Origin of the sequence: Pseudomonas zeae, assembly GCF_014268485.2 — a bacterium.
GTDB lineage: Bacteria > Pseudomonadota > Gammaproteobacteria > Pseudomonadales > Pseudomonadaceae > Aquipseudomonas > Aquipseudomonas neuropathica.
The window spans coordinates 2036861-2060271 of record NZ_CP077090.1 but is presented as its reverse complement, the minus strand read 5'-3'; the positions used below and the strand labels follow the sequence as shown (position 1 = coordinate 2060271).

The 23411-nt window shown below is 58.7% G+C and carries 20 protein-coding genes; 8 read left to right on the top strand and 12 right to left on the bottom strand.

Annotation, left to right across the window (positions count from 1 at the left end):
* Positions 1–47: 47 nt before the first annotated feature.
* The 9 genes from HU754_RS09095 to HU754_RS09055 all read right to left on the bottom strand — a co-directional run bounded on the left by HU754_RS09095 (position 48) and on the right by HU754_RS09055 (position 13939).
* Positions 48–3641 carry a glycosyltransferase gene (locus HU754_RS09095; RefSeq protein WP_186624420.1) on the bottom strand — a complete coding sequence of 1198 codons (3594 nt, stop codon included), beginning with the start codon at positions 3639–3641 and terminating at the stop codon, positions 48–50.
* Positions 3642–3749: 108 nt separating this feature from the next.
* Complete coding sequence (locus tag HU754_RS09090; protein ID WP_099758333.1) at positions 3750–5318, bottom strand: flagellar hook-associated protein 3; 1569 nt, start codon at positions 5316–5318, stop codon at positions 3750–3752.
* Positions 5319–5331: 13 nt separating this feature from the next.
* Positions 5332–7377 (bottom strand): flagellar hook-associated protein FlgK, encoded by a 2046-nt coding sequence (gene flgK / locus HU754_RS09085; RefSeq protein WP_093439590.1) that lies wholly within the window; start codon positions 7375–7377, stop codon positions 5332–5334.
* A gap of 24 nt (positions 7378–7401) precedes the next feature.
* Complete coding sequence (gene flgJ / locus HU754_RS09080) at positions 7402–8694, bottom strand: flagellar assembly peptidoglycan hydrolase FlgJ (RefSeq protein WP_186624421.1); 1293 nt, start codon at positions 8692–8694, stop codon at positions 7402–7404.
* Between the two features lie 11 nt (positions 8695–8705).
* On the bottom strand, positions 8706–9794 hold the full coding sequence (locus tag HU754_RS09075) for a flagellar basal body P-ring protein FlgI (RefSeq protein WP_049802112.1): 1089 nt from the start codon (positions 9792–9794) through the stop codon (positions 8706–8708).
* A 27-nt stretch (positions 9795–9821) separates the two neighbouring features.
* Complete coding sequence (gene flgH / locus HU754_RS09070) at positions 9822–10517, bottom strand: flagellar basal body L-ring protein FlgH (RefSeq protein ID WP_034153262.1); 696 nt, start codon at positions 10515–10517, stop codon at positions 9822–9824.
* A gap of 52 nt (positions 10518–10569) precedes the next feature.
* Positions 10570–11355, bottom strand: coding sequence for a flagellar basal-body rod protein FlgG (gene flgG, locus HU754_RS09065; RefSeq protein ID WP_016984271.1), 786 nt, complete (start codon positions 11353–11355; stop codon positions 10570–10572).
* Between the two features lie 45 nt (positions 11356–11400).
* Positions 11401–12141, bottom strand: coding sequence for a flagellar basal body rod protein FlgF (locus HU754_RS09060; protein WP_093439577.1), 741 nt, complete (start codon positions 12139–12141; stop codon positions 11401–11403).
* Positions 12142–12379: 238 nt separating this feature from the next.
* Positions 12380–13939: a sigma-54-dependent transcriptional regulator gene (locus tag HU754_RS09055; protein ID WP_099758329.1), complete on the bottom strand. Its 1560-nt coding sequence runs from the start codon at positions 13937–13939 to the stop codon at positions 12380–12382.
* Between the two features lie 374 nt (positions 13940–14313).
* On the opposite strand from HU754_RS09055, the gene phhA reads away from it, so the two are divergent.
* The 6 genes from phhA (at position 14314) to HU754_RS09030 (ending at position 18730) form a co-directional block, all read left to right on the top strand.
* Positions 14314–15105: a phenylalanine 4-monooxygenase gene (phhA, locus tag HU754_RS09050; protein WP_007965510.1), complete on the top strand. Its 792-nt coding sequence runs from the start codon at positions 14314–14316 to the stop codon at positions 15103–15105.
* A 116-nt stretch (positions 15106–15221) separates the two neighbouring features.
* Positions 15222–15578, top strand: coding sequence for a 4a-hydroxytetrahydrobiopterin dehydratase (locus HU754_RS09045; protein ID WP_003222798.1), 357 nt, complete (start codon positions 15222–15224; stop codon positions 15576–15578).
* Positions 15578–16771, top strand: coding sequence for an amino acid aminotransferase (locus HU754_RS09040; RefSeq protein WP_186624422.1), 1194 nt, complete (start codon positions 15578–15580; stop codon positions 16769–16771). The genes HU754_RS09045 and HU754_RS09040 overlap by 1 nt, the downstream gene beginning before the upstream one ends.
* A gap of 271 nt (positions 16772–17042) precedes the next feature.
* Positions 17043–17174 carry a hypothetical protein gene (locus HU754_RS29595; RefSeq protein WP_256573958.1) on the top strand — a complete coding sequence of 44 codons (132 nt, stop codon included), beginning with the start codon at positions 17043–17045 and terminating at the stop codon, positions 17172–17174.
* A 71-nt stretch (positions 17175–17245) separates the two neighbouring features.
* Positions 17246–17428 (top strand): hypothetical protein, encoded by a 183-nt coding sequence (locus tag HU754_RS09035; RefSeq protein ID WP_186624423.1) that lies wholly within the window; start codon positions 17246–17248, stop codon positions 17426–17428.
* Between the two features lie 114 nt (positions 17429–17542).
* On the top strand, positions 17543–18730 hold the full coding sequence (locus tag HU754_RS09030) for an MFS transporter (protein WP_175559663.1): 1188 nt from the start codon (positions 17543–17545) through the stop codon (positions 18728–18730).
* Here the strand turns inward: HU754_RS09030 and arfB are convergent.
* On the bottom strand, positions 18727–19140 hold the full coding sequence (arfB, locus tag HU754_RS09025; protein WP_007920134.1) for an alternative ribosome rescue aminoacyl-tRNA hydrolase ArfB: 414 nt from the start codon (positions 19138–19140) through the stop codon (positions 18727–18729). The genes HU754_RS09030 and arfB overlap by 4 nt on opposite strands.
* 156 nt (positions 19141–19296) lie before the next feature.
* On the opposite strand from arfB, the gene queC reads away from it, so the two are divergent.
* Positions 19297–19995, top strand: a complete 699-nt coding sequence (gene queC / locus HU754_RS09020; protein WP_186624424.1) for a 7-cyano-7-deazaguanine synthase QueC — start codon at positions 19297–19299, stop codon at positions 19993–19995.
* Between the two features lie 54 nt (positions 19996–20049).
* Here queC and HU754_RS09015 read toward each other — a convergent pair whose 3' ends face one another.
* Together HU754_RS09015 and HU754_RS09010 are read right to left on the bottom strand one after the other, a co-directional pair.
* Positions 20050–20925 carry a queuosine precursor transporter gene (locus HU754_RS09015; RefSeq protein ID WP_093439557.1) on the bottom strand — a complete coding sequence of 292 codons (876 nt, stop codon included), beginning with the start codon at positions 20923–20925 and terminating at the stop codon, positions 20050–20052.
* Positions 20909–21514, bottom strand: a complete 606-nt coding sequence (locus HU754_RS09010) for a helix-turn-helix transcriptional regulator (RefSeq protein ID WP_186624441.1) — start codon at positions 21512–21514, stop codon at positions 20909–20911. The genes HU754_RS09015 and HU754_RS09010 overlap by 17 nt, the downstream gene beginning before the upstream one ends.
* Before the next feature lie 533 nt (positions 21515–22047).
* Here HU754_RS09010 and glyA point away from each other — a divergent pair.
* Positions 22048–23397 (top strand): serine hydroxymethyltransferase, encoded by a 1350-nt coding sequence (glyA, locus tag HU754_RS09005; RefSeq protein ID WP_186624425.1) that lies wholly within the window; start codon positions 22048–22050, stop codon positions 23395–23397.
* The last annotated feature ends 14 nt before the right edge of the window (positions 23398–23411 follow it).

Genomic DNA, 23411 nt, shown 5'->3' with positions numbered 1-23411 from the left:
AAACCCCAAGAGCCTGGTCGGCCCAAAGGCCGCCAAGCCCCGCTCGATCAATCCGCCAGCCAGCCGTATTCCCAGTAGCGCAGGTTATCGCCGCGCAACACGTAATCGCGCAACACCACCTCACGCAATTCATCACCCATGCGATAACTGGCATCAGGATCGGCCAGGTGCATACGGATCGCTTGCAGCCATTCATCCGTACTGTTGGTCTTGATCCGCGTGCACGGCAAATAACCGCGATAGGCCTCGGTATCCGTACAGATCACCGGGTAACCGCAGGCGCCGTATTCCAGCAGCCGCAAGTTGCTCTTGCAGTCGTTGAAAATATGGAATTCCAGCGGCGCCAGTGCCAGATCGAGGTTGAGACTGGCCAGTTTCGCCGGGTACACGTCCAGGCCGATGACGCCATGGAACTCATGCATGTACGGCCGCAGATCATCCGGGCACATGCCGAAAAACACCCAGTCGACTTCATTGGCCAGTTCACGAACGACCTCGGCGATTACCGCCAGATCACCGTGGTGACTGGTGCCGCCACCCCAGCCGACCCGCGGCTTCTTCGAGGTCCGGCGCTGACTGCGCAGGTGGCCCCACAAATCCTTGGCCAACATGTTGGGGACGACACGAATGTCGTGGTGCATGTCCGACAGCACATTAGCCAGTGGTGCGGTGGATACGACCGCGCGATCACACAGCCCGATCGCACGCCGCACCATGCGCTCCATGTCCTGCTTGCTCGGCATGTTACGGATGTGCGCATTGCGGTGGGGAACATCAATGACGTAGTCGTCGAGTTCGAAGATCCGTCGAGCGTTGAAGTACTTTTTCAGCGGTGGGATTTCATCGATGGCGTGCTCCGAGTAGCGCCCTTGCAGAACAATCACGTCGGGCGACTGACGCTCGATGTCGATGATCGACGGCAAGCCGTAGCAAATGCGCCCTTCAGCCCGATTGGCCGCTTCCAGCTCGATCATCGGCTGGCTCATGCGGTAATGGCCGATGGCCGAAGCGTTGATCGGCACCACCAGCAGATTGGGCAACTGCGCCTTGGAGAATGCACTCCACCCCGTGCGCAGTCCCGGCTCCAGACTGAAGTTGGTGGCGCCCACGCCCTGCAACGTCAGGTTGACGTTGTAGGCCGGATCGCGCGCCACGAGCGGCAACCAGCGCTGGTAAAACGTCTCCCGCTCCTCGGTGTGCAGCGCTTCTTCGTCCGGTGTCGCCATCGCACTTGGCCGCGCACCCACAGCCAGGATCGCATTGGGGTTCAACACCACCAGATAACCGTCGCGGCCAACGCGCAGACACAGGTCCACGACATTGAGCGTTTGTTTGAGGTCCTGCTCGTCCAGCCCGCCGGCAGCTTCGAACACCGACTTGCGTATCATCAGGCAATCACCGCCGACGGCACTCAGGTCATGCACCGCCTGCAGGCGATGCATGTACCCTTCCGACTGCATCGGCTGGCCATAGAACGGCAACCCGACCGGCCCGTTCAAGCCAAGAATCAGCCCGGCGTGCAGTACGCCGCCGTCCGGATTGAACAGCTTGGCGCCAACCACCCCGACTTCCGGGCGTTGCGCATGATTGAGCAGTTCGTCGAGCCAGTCGTTCCGGGTGATCACCGCAAAGGCGTTGAGCATCAACACATACTCACCGCGCGCCTGGCTGACGGCATAGTTGTGCACCGCTGCTGCGTTACCCTTTTGCGGGTAGCTCAGCACGCGAATCCGCTCGCTGCCCAGTTGCGCCATACCGTCCAGCCAAGCCAACGCTTCAGCGCTTTCGCTGCCGTTATCGACCAAGAGCAACTCGTACTCGGTGTAGTCGGTCTTTTCCAGCAATGTCTCGACGCAGCGTTGCAAGGCAGCCGTCTGGTCCTGCGTGACAATGACCACCGACACCAATGGGCGCCGGGCATGCTGATAGTCGACACGATTGAGCAGCCCGCCGTTACGGTCGCGAATGTCGTGAGCAATGCCAAGGCGTTGCAGATGCGCTTCGAGGATTCGCGGACTTTGCTGCGCAACGCCAGGATCAGTAAGCCATTGCGACAGGTCGAATTTCGACTCCAGCAACACTTCAGCAATGTGCCCGACCACTTGCAGGCCATCGCTTTCAACCATGCGCCAAAGCACATCGTGGGGCGCGAGTTCGGCGAACGTCGAGGTAAAACCACCAAGCGCCAGGAACCGTTCGCGCTGGAACGCCAGCGCACGTCCGACGTAAGGGTAGCTGCGCATGAGGTCGAGGTTGAAATCCGGCTTGAACGCAGGCTCGGCCGACTCACCATCGCGCAGACTGCCTTCGTCGCTGTACAGGCATGTCAATGAGCTTGCGTGCGCAATGCGATCGGCCATCACCAACAATGCTGGCGCCACCGGGCAGTCACCTGGCTGCAACAGATAAAACCAGTCGGCGCCTTCCAGTTGCGGCAGCAGAGCGTTGATCTGCTCCAGGCCGTCACCCTGCAACGGCATGTGGAACACCCGATCGTCCAGCTTCGCCTCGCTGCAAGACGTGGACAGCACCAGAACCAGCTCCGGCGGGTAATCCTGAGCGGCGAGCGCCTCAAGGGTGCGCTTCAGGCCATCGCGACTGCCTTGGGCATCAATGATGATCGGCACGATGCGCGGTCGGTGCGGCCAGCCAGCGAGGGTTTCCGGCAGCCATTGGCGCTGCGCCTCGGTCAACACCCGAACCGCCAGCCATTGTGCATAGAGTTCGCCAAAACTGAAGCTGTCGACTCCGACCCCCAGCTCCTGACGGCTCTGCTTGGTGCCGAGGGTACGGCTCAGCGGCAGTTCTTCCCAGACCCGAGGTGTCTCATCGGCCTTGGTCAACGGCACATAACGAACCCAGCCCGGCGCCGGTGCCGACTCGCCGCTGCGGACCTTGAGCATTTGCGAGATCCACTCGCGCTCGATCTCCGCCGCGTCTTTCATCGGTTGCTGCGCGCTCAGACGCTCGGGGTAGAGACGCTCGGCACTCAGTACGTTGTTGGAGACCACCAGATTGCCGCGCCGCAACAGACAGACGTACAAGGCAAAATCCAGCGTCGCAACGAAGCAGGCACCCTCCTCGGTCAAGGCTGGCAAAAGCTCCACAACATCGCTACGGCGAAACAGCGCACTACTGAATCCACCCAGTACGTTGACCGGGAATTTTTCAAAGATGCTCAGTACATCGTCGCCTTTGAGCAAGCCACTGGCCGGCGACAATGAGCTGTTTTCCAGACGTGCGGGCAGGATGATGTCGTTGGCATCCCACAACAACCGTTGCGCTACCACCAGACTGACTTCGTCACGCCGCAGCTCGTGGGCTTGCTGTTCGATACAGGCCGAATACAGCAGGTCATCGTCACACAGGAATTTGATGAACTCGCCCCGGGCTTGCTCAAGGCAGGCCTTCAGGTTACCGACCAGTCCCAGCGTTCGTGGGTTGCGCACGTAACGCACGGCAAAGCCGGTCTGCTCCGTCACCCGCGTAACGATGTCTTCAATCTCGTCGCCACGATTGTCATCGCACACGATGATTTCAAGATTGGCGTAATTCTGGCTGACAGCGCTGTTCAGCGTCCGCTCGAAGAAGCGCGGATTGAAGGCGGGAATGACAAGACTGACAAGAGGGAGTGAATTCACGGCGGGCTCACAGGCGGTGCGAGCCCGCTCGGAAAAGCGAGCCCTTGATACCGCTAAAAAACATGACTGAGTGGCAGGGTAAACGGGCGCTTACGCGCCCGTTGAGGATCAGATCTTGTTGAACAGACCCAACTGGCTGATCTTGCTGAACGCAAGCTGCGAAGCTTGCAGCATGGTCTGCTGCAGGGTCAGTCGCGTCATCACTTCAGCCGGATCCGAATCGCGAATGGAACCTTGCGTGGTGGTATTCGCGGTGCTCAGACTGTCATTGGTGGTGGCTTGCATTTCCAGCGCCTGACCACGGGCACCAATCTCGGTCACCGCAGCGCCGATTTGATTGTTGGCCGCGTCGATGTTGCCGAGGCCCGCCTCCATGGCGCCCTGGAATTTCTGCTTGGCCACCGGATCACCATCGATCGGTGTATTCAGAGCAGTAATCATCTGACCGAGGGTGTCGAGCACGTTCTGGGTCTGGTGATCATTTGGGCGGATTGAGAACTGATCACCCGCGGCCGGTGCGCTGCCCAGAGCAAAGGTCACGCCTGCCGCCGTGGCGTTGCTACCGGCCACAGTGCCCGAGGACACCGGTTTGCTGTCCGCAGTCACCGGCGCAGCATACAGATCGAATGCGGTGGCGCTGGTGAACTTGAGAACGGCGCCGCCCTGCGGGAATGCCGCGGTGTACGCTGCCTGGTCAGTGATGCTCGAACCGGTAATCACGGCGGTCGACGGGTTACCCGGGCTGCGCGTGGTAGTGAACGAGTCAGGCGCGGTGGACAACTGGAAGCTGTGGCCGGCAATGACCGCGTCCGGGTTGGTATCACCAGCCTTCAGGTTGATGTTCAGCTTCATGTCGACGCCACGGAAGCTGACCGTCTGGTTGGCACCGCTGCTGTTGCTGACCAAACCGTTCTGGCTCGCCTCAGCCGTCACGTCGTTGCCAAGGGCATCGGTGATTTTCAGCTGGGTGCTGCTGAGGAAACTGACGGTATACGGCTGGCCAGCGGTGAACTTGGAGTTGTAAGTGGCTACGGTACCGATCGTGCCGTTGGACAGTACGACGCGACCGTCATCCACTGCCGGTGCGGTCATGGCGACATTGGTACGCGCGGTATTGATGGTCTGCTGGAAAGCAGCCCAACCGGTGGTGTTGGTGCCGATCGTCATGCCATCGCCGATGCCCAGATTGATCGTGGTCTGGTCACCGTTGTAGCTGTAGGTGCCGTCGGCATTCTGCGAATACGGCGCGGTGTCGGTCTTCGAACCAGAGAACAGGTAGTTGCCGCTGGCATCCTTGGCGTTCATCAGACCCAGCACTTGTTGCTGGATCTGGCCCATTTCCGAAGCGTAAGCCTGGCGGTCCTTGTCGGTGGCCGTGCCATTGTTGGCGGCCAGGGCGAGTTCCTTGGCGCGGGCCAACGCGGTGGTGATCGAATCCAGCGTGGATTCTTGCACGGTCAATGCACTTTTGGTGCTGTCGACGTTGGTCTTGTACTGATCGAGCATCGCGGCCTGCTGGCCCAGTTGCAGCAAGCGCCCGGCACCGATCGGATCATCGGCGGCGGTATTGATGCGCTGCAGGCTGCTCGCCTCGCTGGCAGTGGCGACGGCCTTGTTGAAGTTACGCTGATAGTCCGACGCTTGCGTGCCGTAATACTGGGCGGTGGAAATGCGCATGAATTACGACTCCTTAAAGGCTGTTGATCAGCGTGGCGAAAGTTTCCTGCGCAGCTTTGATGATCTGCGAAGACGCTGTGTAGTACTGCTGATATTTGACCAGGTTGCCGGTTTCTTCATCCAGGTTGACCCCGGACAGCGAATCGCGCGCGCCTTTGGCGTTATCCAGAATCGCCGAGGTCGCGGCGCTGTCGGACTTGCCTTGGGCGGTTTTGGTACCGACGTTGGTCACCAGCTTGTTGTAGGCGTCAGTCAGGCTGATGCCCTTGCTCGCCGAACCGGTATCGACGGTCTGCGCCGTTTGCAGGGCGACCAGCGATTGCGCGTTGCGGTTGTCCGAAGACGCCGCACCGGTGAGATTCATGGTGAAGGTTTCGCCGGACTTCGGCGTGCCGCCAACGGTGGTCTGTACGGAGAATGTCTTCTGCACGTTCGGCGTAACACTGGTGTCCATCACCGGGTTGCCGCTGGCATCGACGATGCCGACTTTCAGGTCTAGCGTGTTCGATTGACCGGGAACGATAGTGCCGCTGCTGATGAGGCCGCCCTTGGCATCCACAAAGGTGTAGGACTGGCTGCCCCCGGTGACCGCACCAAACACCAGTTTGACCGGCGTCGAGTTCTTCAGCGCCGCTTGCATGTCAGCCTGGGCAGTCGGGTTGTAGATATCGATTTTGCTGTTGAGCGTCGGCTGGGTGAAAGTGCCCAGACCGTTGGCGCTCGCCACACCGGTCAACGGACCGGCCGCAGCGATTTTCTTCGGATCGGTGAGCACTGTCTGGATGCTCGCCGCCGCATTGCGGGTCGGCGTGACTTTGAAGCTGTCACCAGCGCTCAACGCACCACCTTTGAGCGCGAGGGTGAAACCGTCGATCACTGGAGGTGGATTGGTCGTCGTGCTGAACGCACCCAGATCGGTGCCGTCGGAGCGCTTGACCGTGTAGTCAGTGGCACTGGTGAACGTCACCTGATAATCGCTGGTGGTCAGCTTGCCGGTGTCCTTGATGGTGACATCGAGGTTACCCGAACCGGTGCTGTTGCCCGACTGCGCGATGCTGCGCGAACTGATCAGCGCGGCACTGTTGATGTTGTTGAAAATCGCCGCGCCGAAGTCACCGTTCTTGTCGATGCCCTGGGCTTGCTGACTGTTGACCTGATCAGCGATCACCAGCGCCACGCGGCCCAGCTCGTTGAGCGACGGGTCGAGGACTTCTTTGCGGTAAGTCAGCAGGCCGCCGATTTCACCGCCGCTCATCGCCGAGGTGATGTCGATGGTGCTCGAACCGCGATCCATCTGGATGGCCATGCGCGACGGGTCGTCTTTGCTCGCGACCATGCTCAGCGTGTTGGTGGTGTTGCCGATCACCAGCGGCTGGCCGCTGCCGATGTAGACGTCGAAACTGGTGCCACGCTCGACGATTTGTGCACCCGTCAGTTCAGAGAGCTGGCGCACGGCTTCGTTGCGGCTGTCGAGCAGATCGTTCGGCGCACCGCCACTGGTGGAGATCTCGCCGATTTTCTGGTTCAGGTTGGCAATCGAAGTGGCCAGTTTGTTCACCTGGGCCGTCATGTCGCCAAGGCTGCCGTTGATGGTGGTGTTCTGGTCGTTGAGCTGTTTGGCGATGGTATTGAAGCGACTGGTCAGCGCCTGCGCACCGGTCAGCACCGATTGGCGGGAGGTGTCATCGGTCGCCGACGTCGAAACGCCCTGCATCGTGGTGAAGAACTTCTGCAGCACACCGGTCAGGCCGGTGTTGGTGTCCGACAGCATCGAGTCCAGCGGTGTGGCCTGCGCCAGGTAAGCAGCCGATTCGCTGTCGAGCGAAGTAGCGGTGTGCAGCTGGCTTTCCAGGTACGAGTTATACACCCGGCGCACGTCGGCCAGGGTCGTGCCCGTACCGATGAACACGGTGCCGAACTGCTGCGAGGATTTGGTGCCCTGCACGGTTTGCTGACGTGAATAACCGGCGGTGTCGACGTTGGCAATGTTGTTGCCTGTCGTAGCCAAAGAGGACTGGCTGGCCGACAGTCCCGACATCCCGATATTGAGCAAACTCATGGTTCAGACCTTATACCTTGTGCCTTATAAAGGCGTGGTGGATACACCCGCCGCAGCGTAGTTTTGGAAACTGTTCATCTGCTTGGCAATCTGCGAAATCTTGCTTGCGTAGTTCGGGTCGGTGGCGTAACCGGCCTTCTGCAACTCGCGTACAAACTGTTCTGGGTTATCGGCAGACTTCAGCACATCTTGATAGCGATTATTGCTCTGCAGCAAAGTCACCAGATCGTGGAAGCTGTCCTTGTACGAGGCGTAGGAACGGAACTCGGCCGTCTCCTTGACCATCTCGCCATTGCGAAACTCGCTGGTGATCGCCCGGGCCGAATCACCCTTCCAGTTGCTGCTCGCCTTGATGCCGAACAGGTTGTGGCTGCTACTGCCATCCTGGGCACGCATGACCGACTTGCCCCAACCGGTTTCCAGCGCCGCCTGTGCCACCAGATAACGCGGATCGACGCCGATGCGGTCGGCCGCTTCCTTGGCCATCGGCAGCATGGTGTTGACGAATTCGTCGGCGGAACTGAAAGCTTTCTTCGCCGGCGCCAGTGGAATCTGCGCCATGGCGCGACCGTAGACCTGCATCTGTCCGCCCGAGGCCTTCTCGGTCTCGGCGCGGGCCAGCCAGTCGCCGTTGTACAACGGGCCGGCGCCAGTGGTGGCAGCGGTTGCCGCACGCTGCGGCAATTGATTGGCGGCCGCCGGCGTCGCCGACGGCACCAGACCTGCGAGCAAACGATCGGCCAGTTTCGGCGGCAAGGCCAGCCGACGCTGATTGATCAGCGCCATGTCATTGCGGTGGGAAATATCGGTGTTCGGTGCATTCACCGAACGCGAGGCCCACAGCGGACGCTCGCCATTGAGCCGCGACAGCGGGCCATTGGTGGCAACGGTGCCGGCGGCAATCGGCGTAGCCACGGCAGCAGCTTTCGCCTTGGCTTCTTCCTGCTTGGCCGCGGACGCGGCAGCAGCCTCGCCCGGCGCCATCGGTTTGTTCTTCGACATCTGGCGCATCAGCACGTCAGCCAGACCGATACCACCGCCCTCGCGAGACATGGAAACGGCCAACTGCTGGTCGTACATTTCCTGATACTGCTTGGCCGCTGGCGTGTTGAGCGGATTGTCCTGGCCCAGCGCTTCAGTGGCCGAGCGCATCGACTTGAGCATTTCGCCAAGGAACAGTGATTCGAACTCCTGCGCCACTTTGCGCATGTTCGCATCGCTGTTCTTGTCGCCGACCTTGAGTTGGTTCAGACGATTGAGGTCCGAGTAGGAACCCGAATCGCTGCTGCTGACCATACCGCTCTTGCGCATATCCATGATGGTCGGCCTCAGATCACGATCAGGTCGGCTTGCAACGCGCCGGCCTGCTTCAAGGCTTCGAGGATCGCCATCAAGTCACCCGGTGCCGCGCCGACCTGGTTCACCGCACGGACGATTTCGTCGAGGGTGGTGCCCGGGCCGAACTTGAACATCGGTTTGGCTTCCTGCTCGGCATTCACCCGCGAGCGCGGCACAACAGCGGTCTGGCCATTGGACAGAGGGCCGGGCTGGCTGACGATCGGGTCTTCAGTGATGGTCACGGTCAGGCTGCCGTGGGTCACGGCGGCTGGCGACACTTTCACGTTCTGGCCGATGACGATGGTGCCGGTACGCGAGTTGATAATGACTTTCGCCACCGCCTGACCCGGGTCGACTTCGAGGTTTTCCAGGATCGACAGGTAGTCGACGCGCTGGCTCGGATCGAGCGGCGCAGTGACACGGATCGAACCGCCGTCGATGGCTTGCGCAACGCCAGGGCCAAGCATGTCGTTGATCTTGTCGACGATACGTTTGGCCGTGGTGAAGTCGGAACGGTTGAGGTTCAGCGTCAGGCTGTTGCCCTGGTTGAAACCGCTCGGCACCGAACGTTCTACCGACGCACCGCCGGGGATACGACCGGCCGACGGAACGTTGACGGTGATCTTCGAACCGTCACGCCCTTCGGCATCAAAACCGCCGACCACCAGGTTGCCCTGAGCGATGGCGTAAACGTTGCCGTCGATACCCTTGAGCGGGGTCAGCAACAAGGTGCCGCCGCGCAGGCTCTTGGAGTTACCGATCGAGGACACGGTGATGTCGACCTGCTGACCCGGTTTGGCAAACGCCGGCAGATCGGCACTCACCGACACCGCCGCGACGTTTTTCAACTGCACGTTGCCCGATCCCGGCGGCACTTTGATGCCGAACTGCGAGAGCATGTTGTTGAAGGTCTGCAGGGTGAACGGGGTTTGCGTCGTCTGGTCACCGGTGCCGTTAAGCCCGACCACCAGGCCGTAACCGATCAACTGGTTGGAACGCACGCCGGAAATGCTGGCGATATCTTTCAGCCGCTCGGCGTGGGCAGCAAAGGCTGCGGACATCAGCGCCGCAGCGAGCATGAGGCTCTTGAAATTCAAAGTCGCCACCTAGAAAGGGAACAGCGGGCTGAGGAAGAAACGGTCGAACCAGCCTGGCTGACTCGCATCGGCAAACGAGCCGGTGCCCGAGTAGGTGATGCGCGCATCGGCGACACGAGTCGACGACACGGTGTTGTCAGTGGCGATGTCATCGGCACGCACCAGACCGGCAATCCGCACCAGCTCATCACCGGTGTTGAGGGTCATCCACTTCTCACCGCGCACAGCAATGATGCCGTTGGGCAAGACGTCGGCCACAGTCACGGTGACCGAACCGGTCAGGGTGTTGCCCTGCGCGGCCTTGCTGTCGCCCTTGGTGGCGCGGTCGCCGCTGTAGCCAACGTCCAGACTCAGATCGTTACCGCCCAACGGGTTGTTGGTGGTACCGCTGCCGCCGAACAACGAGGTCAGACCGATACCGGTCTTGCTGTTCTTGGCCACTTGCGAGTTGGCGTTCTTGCTCGCCTGGGTCTTCTCGTTCAGGGTGATGGTGATGATGTCACCGACCCGGAAGGCCTTGCGGTCGCTGTACAGGTTCTGCTCGAAGCCGGCCTGATAGATCGAGCCGTTATTGGCGGCAGCCGGCAACGGCGTGCGCGGCAACACCGGGGCGTAGTAAGGGTCATTGGGCTTGGGCGTCGGAGCGACGCAGCCCGCGAGCGAGACGACCCCACTCAATGCCAGAACAGATACAAAGCGATTCATGACCCTACCTCACGGTGTTGCAGGCGACCTCATGGCCGCCTCATAGACTTGATTACAGATTCTGCGTTACGAACGAGAGCATCTGGTCGGCGGTGGAGATCACCTTGGAGTTCATCTCGTAAGCGCGCTGAGTGGTGATCATGTTGACCATCTCTTCAACGGTGCTGACGTTGGACGTTTCCAGGGTGTTCTGCAGCATGGTGCCAAAACCGTTCAGGCCCGGCGTGCCGACTTGCGGGGCACCCGATGCAGCGGTTTCGAGGAACAGGTTGTTGCCCACCGCTTGCAGACCGGCCGGGTTGATGAAGTCGGCGGTTTGCAGGTTGCCGATCACTTGCGCTGCCGGGTTGCCGGCGATGGTTACCGACACAGTGCCGTCACGGCCGACGGTGAAGGTCTGGGCATCGTTCGGAATGACGATGGCCGGTTCCAGAGCGAAACCGCTGGCGTTGACGATCTGGCCGTTGGAATCGAGGTGGAAGGTACCGTCACGGGTGTAGGACGTGGTGCCGTCCGGCTGCAGGATCTGGAAGAAACCGCGACCGTCGATGGCCATGTCCAGCGGCTGCTCGGTGGTTTGCAGGCTGCCGGCGGTGAAGTTTTTCTGGGTGCCGACGATACGCACACCGGTACCCACTTGCAGACCCGACGGCAGTTCGCTGTCCTGAGTCGACTGGGCACCAGGCTGACGCTTGATCTGATAGAGCAGGTCCTGGAACTCGGCACGGTCACGTTTGAAACCCGTGGTCGACACGTTCGCCAGGTTGTTGGAAATGGTGGTCAGGTTGGTGTCCTGGGCGGACAGACCGGTTTTGGCAACCCATAGAGCCGGAAGCATTCGATTCTCCTCGTGCGCCTGTTTTTCGGCGCGACGTTCTGATAATTAGCTGATCTGCAAGACCCGAGCCATGGCCTGGTCGTCGTCTTTGGCGGTGTTCATCATCTTGACGTGCAACTCGAACTGCTTGGCCAGGGCCAGCACCGAGGTCATCTCTTCAACGGCGTTGACGTTGCTCGACTCGAGGAAACCCGACACCAGTTTGACGTTGGCATCAGCCGGCGCAGGCTGGCCGTCCTTGGTGTAGATCGAGCCGTCGAGGCCCTTGTTCATGTTCTTGATGTCCGGGTTGACCAGCTTGATCCGGTCGACCTCCGCCATGACACGCGGGCCTTCGCCCATCGCACGAATACTGATGGTGCCGTCTTCACCGACTTCGATCTGCTGCTCGGGCGGCACGGCGATCGGACCGCCATTGCCCATCACCGGCATACCGTTGCCGGCGCGCAATACGCCGAGGGCGTCGACGTTGAGGCTGCCGGTGCGCACGTAGCTTTCGCCGCCGTTCGGGTTCTGCACCGCGATCCAGCCATTGCCGGTGACCGCAACGTCGAGGTCACGACCGGTCTGCACCAGCGAGCCCGGGGTGAAGTCGGTGGCGGGCCGTTCGCTCATGGCAAACGCACGCGCCGGAAAGCTGTCACCGAACACCGGCATCGAACGCGCCTGCTCCAGGTCGCGCTGAAAGCCGTTGGTGGAGATGTTCGCCAGGTTGTTGGCATGAGCCTTCTGCGCCAGTGCGTTCTGGCTGGCGCCGGTCATTGCCACATAAAGGTACTTGTCCACACTCTTTCCTCTGCATGCCGGACGTTTGCCGCCCACCGCTGTACTGCTGAGCCATAAGCAATTTGCAGACCAACTTTTTTCTGGCGGGCAAAGGCCCGGTAAACAAAGGACTTGGGGGATAGCGAGGGGAAATTTGAAATGTATCGAAGTCGAAAAACCGGCGGTGTTATGCCGCTTGGCGGCAAAGGATCAAAAGATGATCGTTCCCACGCTCCGCGTGGGAACGATCATGCTTGAGCTATGAATCGGTTTTACCGACTTCATACTCGCGCAGTTTATTGGCAATGGTGGTGTGCGAAACCCCCAGCCGCTTACCCAATTGCCGACTGCTCGGATGCTCGGAATACAACCGCTCCAGCACCGCTTTTTCGAATCGCCCGACAATCTCGTCCAACCCGCCTTCCAGCGAGAAATCGCCAAGCGGCTGACGCACGCCGTAATCCGGCAGACGAATATGTTCGGCCTTCACCGTGCCGCCATCGCACAGCGAAACTGCCTGAAACAAAACGTTCTCCAGTTGCCGCACGTTGCCCGGCCAGTGGTAATGACTGAGGCGATCCATCGCCGCCGGCGCCAGTTTCGGCAGTGTGCAACCGATCTGCCGACTGGCCTGATCGAGGAAGTGCTCGACCAGCGGCGTCAACCCGTCGAGGCATTCGCGCAACGGCGGGATGTGCAGGGAGAGCACGTTCAAGCGGTGGTACAAATCCTGGCGAAACTCTCCGCGCGCGCACAACTCCGACAAGTCGACCTGCGTCGCACAGATGACCCGCACATCCAGGTAAACCTCTTCATCACTGCCGACCCGGCGGAAGCAACCGTCCTGCAAAAAGCGCAGCAACTTCACTTGAAGACGCGGGCTCATCTCACCGACACCGTCAAGAAACAGCGTGCCGCCCGCCGTCAATTCCAGCAGCCCGAGCTTGCCTTCGGCGCGTGCACCTTCGAACGCGCCCGGGCCGTAACCGAACAACTCAGTCTCGGCCATCGACTCCGGCAGGCCTGCGCAGTTGAGCGCCATCAACGGCGACTGCCCACGCGGACTGGCGAGGTGACAGGCGCGCGCAAGCAATTCCTTGCCGGTACCGGTTTCGCCCTCAATTAATAGCGGAGCGTCGAGCGGCGCCATACGCCGTGCTTCGCGCACCACGGCGGCCATCACTTTCGAGCTCTGGAAGATGCTGTCGAAACCACGCAGTTCCTGCTTGCGCACGTTATAGATACGCTCGCCAACGCGGTCAGCGCGATGCAAGGTCAGCACCGCACCGGCCATGGCCTCACTGTCGTCGTGCTCCGATTGCAGCGGCGCGATGTCGGCCAGAAAGATGTCGCCCTTGACCTTGACCCGCATGCCGTTGATTCGCGATTTGTTGGCGCGCACCAGCTCTGGCAAATCGAAATCCTCGGCATAGCGCGACAGCGGAATCCCCGGCACTTCATCGACGCGCACACCGAGCAACTGCGCCGCCGCGCGGTTGGCCGCGACGATCGAGCCGCCCATGTCGATCGACAGCACCGGAAACTCCAGCGCGCCGAGCAGCGCATTCAACTCCATGTGCCGACGTTCGCTGGGCATCAGCCCAACCCGCTTGACGCCAAACACCCCGGCGATCGCCTCGAATTTCGGGCGCAACGCCTGGAACTGGATGTTGATCAGGTTCGGGCAATGCAGATAGATCGCGTTGCCATGCTCACCGCCGACCTCACCGCGTGCGACGTTGATCCCGTAGGCAACCAGCAGGTTGAGAATGTCGCGCAGGATGCCGATGCGGTTCTGGCAGTGGACTTTGATGCGCATAAAAATCGTCCGAATAAACGATGAGAAACCTGTAGGAGTGAGCCTGCTCGCGATGGCTTTGGGTCAATTGATATTGATGCTGACTGATGCACCGCTATCGCGAGCAGGCTCACTCCTACAGGGGGACCGCGCCAGACTTTTCTGTCGAGGCCCGCAGATAGTTGTCAAGATTATGTGACAGCCACCGGCCTTTTCAAACCCGTGAATCACCGCAAATGCGAGATATCCGTCAAAGCGTAACGATAATTTTACGATTTACAGAGAAATTTCCTACGCGCAGGCAATTCAACCTGCTGCACATCAACACGCTCTCAGGTAATTCTGAATCCATCGCTGGACATAACAAGAACGAATTCCCCTAGCAGGAGAGCAGTATGAAGCAGACGCAATACGTGGCCCGCGAGCCCGATGCGCAAGGTTTTATCGACTACCCCGCCGAAGAACATGCGGTGTGGAATACGCTGATCACTCGCCAACTGAAAGTGATTGAAGGGCGTGCCTGCCAGGAGTATCTGGACGGTATCGAAAAACTCGGTCTGCCCCACGACCGCATTCCGCAACTCGGCGAAATCAACAAAGTGCTTGGCGAGACCACCGGTTGGCAGGTCGCCCGCGTGCCGGCACTGATCCCCTTCCAGACCTTTTTTGAACTGCTGGCCAGCAAGCAATTTCCGGTGGCTACGTTCATTCGTACCCGCGAAGAGCTGGACTACCTGCAAGAGCCGGACATTTTCCACGAGATCTTTGGTCACTGCCCGCTGCTGACCAACCCGTGGTTCGCCGAATTCACCCACACCTACGGCAAACTTGGTTTGCAGGCGACCAAGGAAGAACGTGTTTATCTGGCGCGCCTGTACTGGATGACCATCGAGTTCGGCCTGGTCGACACCCCGCAAGGCAAACGCATTTACGGTGGCGGCATCCTGTCTTCACCAAAAGAAACCGTTTATTCGCTGTCGGACGAACCTGAGCATCAGGCGTTCGATCCGCTCGAAGCCATGCGCACGCCGTATCGCATCGACATCCTGCAACCGCTGTACTTTGTCCTGCCGAACCTCAAGCGTCTGTTCGACGTGGCCCATGAAGACATCATGGCCATGGTTCGCCAAGGCATGCAGCTGGGTCTGCACGCACCGAAGTTTCCGCCGAAACCGAAAGCCGCGTGAACCGCGACTTTTGCTGACAATTGAGCCTGTCCGTCGCCGCCACTTTGGTTTAGCGTGACGGCATTCACGGCTCAAACGTTTTAATAAAAAAAACACACTCGATTCAGGAATACACCATGTCCACTTTGAACCAAGCCCACTGCGAAGCCTGCCGCGCCGATGCGCCACAAGTCAGCGACGAAGAACTGCCGATCCTGATCAAGCAGATCCCTGACTGGAACATAGAAGTCCGCGACAGCATCATGCAGCTGGAGAAAGTTTTCCTGTTCAAGAATTTCAAGCACGCCCTGGCGTTCACCAACGCTGTCGGCGAGATTTCCGAGGCCGAAGGTCATCACCCGGGCCTGCTGACCGAATGGGGCAAAGTCACCGTGACCTGGTGGAGCCATTCGATCAAAGGCCTGCACCGCAACGACTTCATCATGGCTGCGCGCACTGACGAAGTGGCCAAGACCGCAGAAGGACGCAAGTAATGCACTTCGACGCCATCGGCCGGGTACCCGGCGACCCGATCCTCGGTTTGATGGAGGCGTATGCGCAGGACACCAACCCGCGCAAATTCGACCTGGGCGTTGGCGTCTACAAGGACGCTCAAGGCCTGACGCCAATCCCGGAGGCGGTAAAAATCGCCGAAGCGCGGCTGGTCGAAAGCCAGGACACCAAAACCTACATCGGCGGCCACGGCAACCCGCTGTTCGGCAAAGTCATCAATCAGTTGGTGCTCGGTGCCGACTCGAAGCTGATCGCCGCACAACGTGCCGGCGCCACCCAGACGCCGGGCGGTACTGGCGCCCTGCGCCTGGCTGCCGACTTCATCGCCCAGTGCCTGCCGGGCAAGGGCGTGTGGCTGAGCAACCCGACCTGGCCGATCCACGAAACCATTTTCGCCACGGCCGGGGTCAAGGTCAGTCACTACCCGTACGTGGGCAGTGACAACCGCCTCGACGTCGACGCCATGCTCGCGGTGCTCAACGAAGTACCGAAAGGTGATGTGGTGCTGCTGCACGCGTGCTGCCACAACCCGACCGGTTTTGACTTGAGCCATGACGACTGGCAGCGCGTGCTCGATGTGGTGCGCAGCCGCAATCTGCTGCCGCTGATCGACTTTGCCTACCAGGGCTTTGGCGACGGTCTGGAGCAGGATGCGTGGTCGACCCGGTTGTTCGCGGCCGAGGTGCCAGAGTTGCTGATTACCAGCTCCTGCTCGAAGAACTTCGGCCTGTACCGCGACCGCACCGGTGCGCTGATCGTCTGCACGAAAACCGCCGACAAGCTCATCGACATCCGCAGCCAACTGGCCAACATCGCCCGCAATTTGTGGTCGACACCGCCAGATCATGGTGCTGCGGTGGTCGCAACCATCCTCGCTGATCCCGAGCTGAAAGCCCGCTGGGCCGATGAAGTGGAAGCCATGCGTTTGCGTATCGCGCAGTTGCGCAGCGGCCTGGTTGAAGCGCTGGAGCCGCATGGCCTGCGCGAGCGTTTTGCACACATTGGCGTGCAGCGCGGGATGTTCTCTTACACCGGGCTGTCGCCGGAGCAAGTGAAACAACTGCGTGAGCATCACAGCGTGTACATGGTCAACTCGGGCCGGGCGAACGTCGCCGGCATCGACGCTACGCGCCTCGCCTTGCTGGCAGAAGCCATCGCCAGCGTCTGCAAATAGTCTAAACACCGCAATACCCTGTAGGAGTGAGCCTGCTCGCGATAGCGGTGTATCAGCCAGCATTTTAGTTGACTGATACACCGCTATCGCGAGCAGGCTCACTCCTACATTTGTTCTGTGGTGACCTTTCGTTTTTGCCTCCCCTGCGGCCATCTGTCGCATTAATTTGAATTAAAAGTCTGATTGTCATTTTTCCTGCTGTATCCTGCGCAGGCTTTCAAGAAGCGCGGATCTACCAGATCTATCAACAGACTTAGCGAGGAGCGCAACCATGCACGAGATTCCTAATCTCCCCTTCCCAAGCCTGCACGTACCTGAGCAGACGACCACGCAGCAAGCCGGAGCCCAACAGCCCGAGCAGAAAGAAGCCGTTGAGAGCCGCCCGGCCGACAACGAAGAGTAAGACCCCGTCGTACAGACCGTGTGGAAAGCGCTAACATGCGCTTTCCACACTGCCTGAACCCCGAGCCTGCCATGACCGACGAATTCTCCGAAAGCCAAGCTGCCGTCCTGATCGGCACCACCGAGAAAATGATCGAGATCTGGAACCGCCTCTCTCCCGAGAAACAGGCCGCCCTGCTCGCCCGCTTCGGCAGCGAAGAAAATGCCCTCGCGGCGCTGGTCACCACACAACTGGTTGCCCCGGCCAACCCCTGAAGCGGCCTCCCGGCAAATAGTTTTACTTTTCCCGCCCCAGAAGCCTCCACGCCGGTATCATAAGCAGCCTATCTAATCTGCCGTTCCCGTGGATCGTTACCCATGTCGCCCTCTATGTCCGAGCCCCAGCGCCCCCTGGCGGTCACGCTGCAAGTCGTTTCCATCGTCCTCTTCACCTTTATCGGTTACCTGAACATCGGCATTCCGCTCGCGGTGCTGCCGGGCTATGTGCACAGCGATCTGGGCTTTGGCGCGGTGATTGCCGGTCTGGTGATCAGCGTGCAGTACCTCGCGACCCTGCTCAGCCGTCCGTATGCCGGCAAGATCATCGACAACCAGGGCAGCAAACGCGCTGTGATGATTGGCCTGGCCGGGTGCGGCTTGAGCGGTGTGTTCATGTTGATTTCGGCGTGGACACCGAACCTGCCGATGCTCAGTTTGATCAGTCTGTTGATCGGTCGCCTGGTGCTGGGCAGCGCTGAAAGCCTTGTCGGTTCTGGTTCGATCGGCTGGGGCATTGGCCGGGTTGGCGCGGCAAACACCGCCAAAGTGATTTCCTGGAACGGCATCGCCAGTTATGGCGCACTGGCAGTTGGCGCACCGTTCGGCGTGTGGCTGGTCGGCCAGTTGGGATTGTGGAGCATGGGCGTCAGCATCATTTTGCTGGCGATTCTTGGTCTGGCGTTGGCCTGGCCGAAAACCGCCGCGCCGATTGTGGCGGGTGAACGCCTGCCGTTCATGCATGTGCTCGGTAAAGTGTTTCCCCACGGTTGCGGCCTGGCGCTGGGCTCGATCGGCTTCGGCACCATCGCCACTTTCATCACCCTGTATTACGCCACACAGCATTGGGACAACGCCGTGCTGTGCCTGAGCCTGTTCGGTGCCAGCTTCATCGGTGCGCGCCTGCTGTTCGGCAATCTGATCAACCGCCTCGGCGGCTTTCGCGTGGCGATTGCCTGCCTGTCGGTGGAGACACTGGGCCTGCTGCTGTTGTGGCTGGCACCGGACGCACATTGGGCGCTGGCCGGTGCGGCGCTGAGCGGGTTTGGTTTCTCGCTGGTGTTCCCGGCGCTGGGTGTGGAGGCAGTGAATCTGGTGCCGGCTTCAAGCCGTGGCGCAGCGGTCGGTGCTTATTCACTGTTCATTGATTTGTCGCTGGGGATCACCGGGCCATTGGCCGGGGCGATTGCGGCAGGCTTCGGCTTTGCTTCGATCTTCCTGTTCGCCGCTCTCGCTGCATTGAGCGGATTGGCCTTGAGCGTCTATCTGTACAAGCACACGGCCAAGTACCGCGAAGACTAGAAGTCCACTTTGCCGCGTCCGGCCTTGATGCTGCCGCGCTTGGTTTTCGATTCGAGCCGGCGCTTCTTCGAGCCGAGGGTCGGCTTGGTGGGGCGGCGTTTCTTTTCGACTTTGGTGGCGCTGAGGATCAGCTCGACCAGACGCTCAAGCGCATCGGCGCGGTTGGCTTCCTGCGTGCGGTATTGCTGGGCCTTGATGATCAACACGCCGTCGCTGGTAATACGACTGTCGCGCAACGCCAGTAGTCGCTCCTTGTAAAACTCGGGCAAGGACGAGGCCGGAATGTCGAAGCGCAGGTGCATCGCACTGGAAACCTTGTTGACGTTCTGCCCACCGGCGCCTTGCGCGCGGATGGCGGTCAGTTCGATCTCGGCATCGGGAAGATGCACGTTGTTGGAAATCACCAGCATGGAAAAGCGTCCGTAATCAGAGTGCACAGGATACCGCGATTAGCTGCAAAGCGACCTGCCGCCTGCGGGCGCAACTTCCAGCGCACTTATATCGAGCATCATTTCGAGTTACCATTGCGACCTTTAAATTTACCCGTTTATGCAGGAAGCAAACTTATGAGCAACAAGGCAGTTATCGTTTTCAGTGGTGGCCAGGACTCTACGACCTGCCTGATCCATGCGCTGACCCACTATGATGAAGTTCACTGCATTACCTTTGATTATGGTCAGCGTCACCACGCGGAAATTGAAGTTGCCCAGCAACTTTGCAAACAGCTTGGCGTGACCGTTCACAAGGTAATGGATGTCTCTCTGCTGAATGAACTGGCGATCAGCAGCCTGACCCGCGACAACATTCCCGTGCCGACCGTCAACAGCTCCGGAGAAAGTCTGCCGAGCACTTTCGTACCGGGAAGAAACATTCTGTTTTTGACCCTCGCGTCTATCTATGCGTATCAGGTTCAAGCCAGAACAGTCATTACCGGTGTTTGCGAAACCGACTTCTCGGGTTACCCGGATTGCCGCGATGAGTTCGTCAAGGCGTTGAACAACGCGCTTGAACTGGGCATGGATTACAAGTTACGTCTGGAAACGCCACTGATGTGGCTGAACAAAGCCGAAACCTGGGCACTGGCTGATTACCACAATCAACTGGACCTGATTCATCATCAGACGCTGACCTGCTACAACGGTATAGCTGGAAGCGGATGCGGCGACTGTGACGCGTGCAATCTTCGCGCGAAAGGCCTCAACGAGTTCCTGGAGAACAAAGATCAGGTAACCAACAGTTTGAAATTGAAACTCAAACTAAAATAAGACACAAAAAAACGCTCGCCTGGGACAGTCCAAGCGAGCGCTTCTGCTATTCGATCAAACCTGGCTTCCCGTCAGATACTTCTTGAACAGCGACCGCGCCCCATAAGCGGGCATGATATTAAAGAAAGCAAAACCTACTTTGATCGCGATCTGCACATAGATCATGCTCAAGATCGCACTGTTCTCCATCGTTCCATAGAATGCAATGTAACAGAACAGAAAGCTGTCGATGATTACTGCAAACAATGTACTCAAGAATACTCGCAAGAACAGGAATCTGGAGTTGGTCAGTTCCTTGATCTTGCACAACAGATACGAGTTTATGTTTTCGGACACCAGAAACGATATCGAAGACGCTACCAGAACAGAAGACAATTGACTGATCACGTCATTGTAAGGTCCATCGAGCTTCCACCCCGGCAACCCCGGCAAATGGGTGGTGATCGCCAATAGAATGATAATCGCCGCATTGCTGATGAACGCAAAGAGAATTGCCCGGCGCGCCAGCCGCAGACCAAAGGTCTCGTTCAACAAGTCAACGATCAGAAAGGTCAGCGGGTAAAGAAAGGTTCCCGGGGTCACGACAATGTCAAAGTAATCCAGGTAGATCGGCTTGGTCGCCGCAATGCTGGTGAAAATATAAAGCGTGAACAGCATCAGGTTCAGAATGATGTAGATCATCCACGAACTTTCATGACGATCATTGATTTCGTATGCCGTCAGCGCCCCACCCTGGGAGTAGAACTTCTTGTAGAGGTTTTTCACTTCGATTTTATTCAGATTATCCATAATCTCACTATTCAACACTTCACTCAGTTTTATTTTAATTATCTTGCCTGTCGCAATGACCATGATAACGGCCAGGCTTTTTCCATTTTCGAACCCCAGCAATTTGTACTTGCTGTTTTCCATTTCAACACTGCAATCCATTAAATCGTTCCTCGATTACATCTCCGATCACGCATACACGATCCGCATCAAAGTTGCCTTCATGGCTTATAGATAACTTCGCTGTGATTTTGTCATACACCAGTTTTTCCCTGTCGCTGGTCGATGCTCCTTTCTGTACGATCAACAGCTCACCGGGTTCATGCAGACCGCTGATTTCGTTTTCCAGCAGCACACCAATCAGATTAAAAGAAGCGCCAAAATAGTAAGTCAATGGATAAATCGTCGCCAACTCACCAATTCTCTTATCCAGACTTTGCAGCAGCAGACTTTCTTTAATCACCGGAACCGCCGCCGGATTCATATTCCCCTGTGGCGAAATACTGCTTTCGATTATTTCCTTCTCTTCAAAATCAATCGTTTCTATTTCCTCGTAAGACACGCCGAAAAAATCAGAAATCTTGCGTACAGTGGACTGCTGTACATTGACCACTTTGCCTTCAAGGATGTTGTAGATGGTGGTACGCGTCAAACCACTGGAGTGACACAAGGACAACTGCGTCTCCCCGCGACTCTTTATCAGGTATTTGATGTTGTTCTTCAGATTCTCCGATCTTTCTCTTCTGTGCATCACATGCTTATCATCCATTTTTAACTGCAATCAATGTCACGTCCCGAATGATCATTCCGGACATACACAAGTGAGGTAGGAAATTGCAGTTATATCCCTGTCAGTGCCGCGCAGGATCATAGCATTCTCCCTCCTTGGGTTCGGTATAAAAAGTCAGCTTTCACAGGCTGCTTCCGCCAACGTGCGGGGTCATTTCAGCCTCGGTAATGACTCGTCAGTTCCTTTCGACTTCCACCCATGGCCTGAAAATCGGCTCCGGGCAATGCCTGTTTTACACCCGACGCGACTACAAAAAGAATCATTTTCTTTGAAGAATGTTCATTTTTTTGATTAATTCTGTGGCGTTCCTCACTGAAAAATTTATGATGCGTCAATCCGGCGTCGCATTCTCAAGAGTGAAAGAACGAAAAAACGGGTGGGCCTGTACAGGGTTTAGTTTTGCGCGCACAGCGGTCAAAACACGGATTCGCCTGTACAGATCCGGCAAGCAAGGACATGCGCAAATCTCGCAAAACCAGGGAAGGAATCAAGCAATGGCAGTCATTACTGAACCGCTCAAGAACCAGGCTGACATGTTGCGTCGTGGCCTGACGGATCTTCGCGCAGAAGATGCCGAACTGGCGGCCATTCTCGACGCGGAAATCACGCGTCAACAGCACACGCTTTCACTGGTTTCCTCCTCCTGCGCAGTTCAGCCGCGAACCTTGGCGGCCTGCGCTTCCGTGCTGGTCAACGTGACGGCAGAGGGCATGTCCGGCAAGCGCCACAGTGCAGGGTGCGAGAATGTCGAGCTGGTCGAGTCGCTGGCCATTCGCCGGGCCCGGCAACTGTTCGGCGCGCAATACGCCAACGTGCAACCACACTCAGCGTCGAACGCCATATACCAAGTCCTTACGGCCTTAATGGAGCCTGGCGATACCCTGTTGGGTATGGCGGTGGAGCACGGTGGTCATCTCACCCATGGCAGCCTCGCGGCGTTTTCGGGCGCCTACTACAAGGCGATCCAGTACGGCACGACATCCGACGGTCTTATTGATTACGACAAAGTGCGCCTGCTGGCGCTCGCCCATCGCCCACGCATCATCCTCTGCGGCGCCACCGCCTATTCACGCGTAGTCGACTTCACGCGGTTTCGCGAAATTGCCGATGAAGCCGGCGCCATCCTGCTCGCCGACATTTCGCATATCGCCGGGCTTGTGGCCACCGGTCGGCATCCAGGTCCGATCGACGCCGCACATGTCACCGTCACCTGCACGCACAAGCAACTCGCCGGGCCTCGGGGTGGCGTGATCCTCAGCGGTGCTGATGCGAACACCAAGATTCCCGGCTTGAGAACCACCTTCAGTCGCCTGCTGGATGAAGCCGTTTACCCGCGAATGCAGGGTGCGCTCGCTGCCAACATGATCGCTGCGAAGGCTGCCGCGCTGGGTTACGCCATGTCGGCAGAATTCGACGTCTGCATGGCGCAGATCCGCAGTACTGCGGATGAAATGGCCCGCGCCTTCCAGGCACAGGATTACGAAGTGGTTGGCGGCTGCAGTGAAAACCATACGGTACTGGTTCGCTTGCGTGGCGACATCACGGGCGCTATCGCGGAGGCGGCACTGGGTCACTGCGGGATCATCGTCAATCGCCATCGCGTTCCCGGCGATCACCGCTCGACACTGGTGACGAGCGGACTGCGCATCGGCACGGGCGCTCTGGCGCAACGCCGGGTCGATGTCCACGGCAGCCGCCAGATCGTCGATTTGATAGTGCGGGTTCTGAATACGGTAGCGCCGCTCGGCGAACAGGATTACACACTGGAACCCCTGCTCCTCGCGCAGTTTCGCTCAGAGGTCGAAACCCTGTGCAGGGACTATCCTCTCGCCGACTACCAATAGCGCTCCAACATTTT

Bases quoted from the DNA above. Each gene is read 5' to 3' on its own strand.
- HU754_RS09090 (WP_099758333.1), bottom strand. From the start codon at position 5,318: ATGCGCATTTCCACCGCCCAGTATTACGGCACGCAAGCGTCGGACTAT.
- flgK (WP_093439590.1), bottom strand. From the start codon at position 7,377: ATGAGTTTGCTCAATATCGGGATGTCGGGACTGTCGGCCAGCCAGTCC.
- flgJ (WP_186624421.1), bottom strand. From the start codon at position 8,694: ATGGATATGCGCAAGAGCGGTATGGTCAGCAGCAGCGATTCGGGTTCC.
- HU754_RS09075 (WP_049802112.1), bottom strand. From the start codon at position 9,794: ATGCTCGCTGCGGCGCTGATGTCCGCAGCCTTTGCTGCCCACGCCGAG.
- flgH (WP_034153262.1), bottom strand. From the start codon at position 10,517: ATGAATCGCTTTGTATCTGTTCTGGCATTGAGTGGGGTCGTCTCGCTC.
- flgG (WP_016984271.1), bottom strand. From the start codon at position 11,355: ATGCTTCCGGCTCTATGGGTTGCCAAAACCGGTCTGTCCGCCCAGGAC.
- HU754_RS09055 (WP_099758329.1), bottom strand. From the start codon at position 13,939: ATGCGCATCAAAGTCCACTGCCAGAACCGCATCGGCATCCTGCGCGAC.
- phhA (WP_007965510.1), top strand. From the start codon at position 14,314: ATGAAGCAGACGCAATACGTGGCCCGCGAGCCCGATGCGCAAGGTTTT.
- HU754_RS09045 (WP_003222798.1), top strand. From the start codon at position 15,222: ATGTCCACTTTGAACCAAGCCCACTGCGAAGCCTGCCGCGCCGATGCG.
- HU754_RS09040 (WP_186624422.1), top strand. From the start codon at position 15,578: ATGCACTTCGACGCCATCGGCCGGGTACCCGGCGACCCGATCCTCGGT.
- HU754_RS29595 (WP_256573958.1), top strand. From the start codon at position 17,043: ATGCACGAGATTCCTAATCTCCCCTTCCCAAGCCTGCACGTACCTGAG.
- HU754_RS09035 (WP_186624423.1), top strand. From the start codon at position 17,246: ATGACCGACGAATTCTCCGAAAGCCAAGCTGCCGTCCTGATCGGCACC.
- HU754_RS09030 (WP_175559663.1), top strand. From the start codon at position 17,543: ATGTCCGAGCCCCAGCGCCCCCTGGCGGTCACGCTGCAAGTCGTTTCC.
- arfB (WP_007920134.1), bottom strand. From the start codon at position 19,140: ATGCTGGTGATTTCCAACAACGTGCATCTTCCCGATGCCGAGATCGAA.
- queC (WP_186624424.1), top strand. From the start codon at position 19,297: ATGAGCAACAAGGCAGTTATCGTTTTCAGTGGTGGCCAGGACTCTACG.
- HU754_RS09015 (WP_093439557.1), bottom strand. From the start codon at position 20,925: ATGGATTGCAGTGTTGAAATGGAAAACAGCAAGTACAAATTGCTGGGG.
- HU754_RS09010 (WP_186624441.1), bottom strand. From the start codon at position 21,514: ATGCACAGAAGAGAAAGATCGGAGAATCTGAAGAACAACATCAAATAC.
- glyA (WP_186624425.1), top strand. From the start codon at position 22,048: ATGGCAGTCATTACTGAACCGCTCAAGAACCAGGCTGACATGTTGCGT.